General features: G+C 72.7%; 2 protein-coding genes. Both read right to left on the bottom strand.

Annotation, left to right across the window (positions count from 1 at the left end):
- The coding region (locus tag AB0I54_RS47985) for a beta-ketoacyl synthase N-terminal-like domain-containing protein (protein WP_363302729.1) at positions 1–821 on the bottom strand (821 nt) is incomplete at its 3' end.
- A gap of 46 nt (positions 822–867) precedes the next feature.
- Positions 868–3,297: SDR family NAD(P)-dependent oxidoreductase (locus AB0I54_RS47980; protein ID WP_363302728.1), on the bottom strand; the 2,430-nt coding region annotated here is incomplete at its 5' end.

The following is a 3,297-nucleotide window of genomic DNA, read 5'->3' as shown; positions in this document are numbered from 1 at the left end:
ACACCCTCGGCCCAGCCGGTGCCGTCGGCGCCGGCGCCGAACGCCTTGCACCGACCGTCGGCGGAGAGTCCGCGCTGGCGGCTGAACTCCACGAACGCGGTGGGAGTGGTCATCACCTGCACGCCGCCGGCCAGCGCCGTGGAGCACTCGCCGTTGCGCAGCGCCTGGATCGCCCAGTGCAGCGCCACCAGCGACGACGAACACGCCGTGTCGACCGTGACCGCCGGGCCCTCCAGGCCGAAGGTGTAGGCGATACGGCCGGACATCACGCTGGCGGAGTTGCCGGTCCCGAGATGGCCGGCGGACTCGCCGCCCACCCCGACCAGAAGGTTGACGTAGTCCTGGTAGCCGGATCCGACGAAGACCCCGGTACGGCTGCCGCGCACCGACTCCGCGTCGATACCGGCCCGTTCGAACGTCTCCCACGTGGTCTCCAGCAGCAGGCGCTGCTGCGGATCCATCGCCACGGCCTCACGCGGGCTGATCCCGAAGAACCCCGGGTCGAACTTCCCCGCCTCGTACAGGAATCCACCGTGCCGCGCGTACGTCTTCCCCGTCGCCTCCGGGTCCGGGTCGTAGATGTCCTCCACGTCCCAGCCCCGGTCCGCCGGGAACTCGCCGACCGCGTCACCACCGGAGGCCACCAACTGCCACAGGTCCTCCGGCGAACGCACGCCGCCCGGATACCGGCACGCCATTCCGACGATGGCGATGGGGTCCTGGTCCTTCTCCTCTACCTCGCGAAGGCGCTCCCGGACCTGACGAAGGTCTCCGGTGACGCGCTTGAGATACTCGAGAAGCCTGTCTTCGTTGCTGCTCATCCGCCTCATCCGTCCTCGGCTGTCGTTAAAGGTAGAGCGCCAAGAACTAGGAATTTTCTAGATCTTGATCGATCAGATCGAAGATGTCGTCGACCGTCGCGTCCTGGAGCCGGCGCCGCGCATCGGCGGATTCCGCGCCGTGTTCTCCGGTTTCTCCGGAGGAGTTGACCAGGGCCAGCACTTCCTGCAGCCGCCTGCGCACCCCCGACCGGACCGTCTCCTCGGCGGAGGCGGCCGTCGAGATCACCGACTCGAGCCGGTCGAGCTCGCTGAAGACGGACACCTCGTCCGGGCCCGTCTCGTCTGCGAGTTCGCTGCGCAGGTAGCGGGCGATCGCCTCGGGCGTCGGGTGGTCGAAGACCAGTGTCGCGGGCAGGGTCAGGCCGGTGTCGGCATTGAGCAGGTTGCGCAGCTCCACCGCGGTCAGGGAGTCGAACCCGAGGTCCCGGAACGCCACGTCCGGTTCCACCGCCGCGGAACCGCTGTGGCCGAGTACAGCCGCCGCGTGCGCGCACACCGTATCCACGAGCAGGCGTTGCTGTTCGCCCTCGGACAGCGCCGACAGCTTCGCCTTGAGCGCGGACGGCTCCGCGCCCTGCCCGGCGGGCTCCTCCGCAAGGGCGTCCCTGACCTCGGGCAGGTCGCTCAGCAGCGCGCTCGGCCTGCTGACGGTGAACGGGACGACGAACCGCTTCCAGTCCACGTCCGCCACGGTGACCGTGCCGTCGCCGTCGCTCAGCGCACCGTGCAGCGCGGAGATCGCCCGGTCCGGCCGCAGCACGCTCAAGCCGCGCTGCCGCAACCGCTCCTCGTCCCCGGCGTCGGCGACCATGCCGCCCTCGCCCCACGGGCCCCAGGCGATCGCGGTCGCGGCGAGGCCACGGGCCCGCCGGCGCTGCGCCAAGCCGTCGAGGAAGGCGTTCGCGGCCGAGTAGGCGGCCTGCCCGCCGCCTCCCCAGACACCGGAGACGGAGGAGAAGAGGACGAAGGCGTCCAACTCCTGACCGCGGAGCAGTTCGTGGAGGTGCACGGCCCCGAGAGCCTTCGCGGCGACCGTCGCCGCGAAGTCGCCGAGGCTCGTCTCGGCGAGCATGCCCGCCTCGGCGGTGCCGGCCGTGTGGACGACGGCGTTCACCGGGTGCTCGGAAAGCAGCGCGGCCAGCGCTTCGCGGTCGGCCACGTCGCAGGCGGCGACGGTCACGCGGACGCCCGCCTCCTCCAGTTCGGCCGTGAGGCCGGCGGCGCCGGGCGCCGCGGGGCCGCGGCGGCTGGTGAGCACCAGGTGTTCCGCGCCCGCACCGGCGAGCCAGCGGGCGACGTGCCCGCCCAGCGCACCCGTACCACCGGTGATCAGGACAGTGCCGCGCGGCGACCACGACCGGTCGCTCCGGGCTGCGGGCAGACGCGACAGGCGCCGCGCGAACACCCCGCGGTCGCGGATCGCGATCTGGTCCTCGGCCGACTGGCCGAGCACCGCGGCGAGTCGGCCGACGACCCGGTCGTCGACCGTGTCCGGGAGGTCGACGAGACCGCCCCAGCGCGGCGCGTGCTCCAGCGCCGCCACCCGGCCCAGACCCCAGACCTGGGACTGGTACGGGTCCGTCACCTCGTCGCCGGGGCTCACGCCCACCGCGTTACGGGTCGCGCACCACAGCGGGGCGCCGATGCCCGCGTCGCCCAGGGCCTGGACGAGCAGGACGGACAGCGCGACGCCGACGGTCAGTGCGGCGGCCGCCGGGGCGGGCCCGTCGTCGAGGGCCAGCAGCGACAGGACGCCCGCCACGGTCTCGTCACCGGCCGCTCGGGCGAGCTGGGCGGTCAGATCCTCACGCCCGGTGGCCGGCTCGACCGGGACCGGCACCGGGGCCAGGCCCCGCTCGGTCAGCCCGCGGAGGCAGGCGGTGACCCAGCCGTCGCCGAGCTGCGCAGCGCTGACCGGAACCAGCCATACACCGATCCGGGCAGGGGCCTGCGGCGCGGGGTCGGGTATCCCTTTCCAGGTGACGTCGTAGCGCCAACCGTCCACGGTGGAGCGCTCCTTGCGCTGCCGACGCCACGACGACAGCCTCGGCAGCACGTCGCTGAACGCGTCCCCCGCCCCGATGCCCAGGGTCTCGGCGAGGGCCCGCAGGTCCCCGCGCTCCACGGTCTCCCAGAACTCCGCGTCCACCGGGTCCACCAGCGTGGCAGCAGCGGTTTGCGGGGCGTCGACCCAGTACCGCTCGTGCTGGAACGCGTAGGTCGGCAGGTCAGTCTTCCGGGCACCGGCGAAGAACACGTCCCAGTCCACGGACACGCCGTGCGTGTGCAGATGGGCCAAAGCTGTCACAAGTGCCTGCCGCTCAGGGCGGTCGGCACGCAGGGCGGGCACGGTGACGGCCTCGTCCGCGCACGCCTGCGCCAGGGCGCTGAGGACGCCGCCGGGGCCGATCTCGACGAACGTGGTCACGCCCAGCTCGCCGAGGGTCTCGATGCC

Origin of the sequence: Streptomyces sp. NPDC050625 (assembly GCF_040654755.1) — a bacterium.
Lineage (GTDB): Bacteria > Actinomycetota > Actinomycetes > Streptomycetales > Streptomycetaceae > Streptomyces.
This window is presented reverse-complemented; position numbering and strand designations above follow the sequence as displayed.